Annotated in this window: 1 pseudogene; it reads left to right on the plus strand. The window is 41.2% G+C overall.

Annotation, left to right across the window (positions count from 1 at the left end):
* Window positions 1-405, plus strand: a pseudogene (locus KMHG_RS18930) (IS3 family transposase); the annotation flags it as partial.

The raw sequence follows: 405 nt of genomic DNA on the forward strand, positions 1-405 counted from the left end.
CGAAGAAACAACCAAAACAACAGCCAGCTGAAAGCTCACCAGAAGCACTTCAAGCAGAAATCAATCGTCTACGTATGGAAAACGAGTATTTAAAAAAGTTGAACGCCTTAGTTCAAGCCAAGGAAAAATCACCAAAGAAGACAAAGTAAAAGTCATCTATGAATTAAGGCATAAATACTCGGTGAAGGCGCTTGTGGCATTCGCAGGTATTCCACGTAGCACGTACTATGATTACGTCAAGAAGATGAATCGACCGGATCCAGATGCCAAGTTAAAAGAAGATATTCAAGCGATTTATAACGAACATGAAGGTCGTTACGGCTATCGTCGAATTCGCGATGAGCTCGCGAATCGCGGTCAAAAAGTGAATCATAAAAAGGTTCAACGTCTTATGAAAGCCTTAGG

This window comes from Kurthia massiliensis (assembly GCF_000285555.1).
Lineage (GTDB): Bacteria > Bacillota > Bacilli > Bacillales_A > Planococcaceae > Kurthia > Kurthia massiliensis.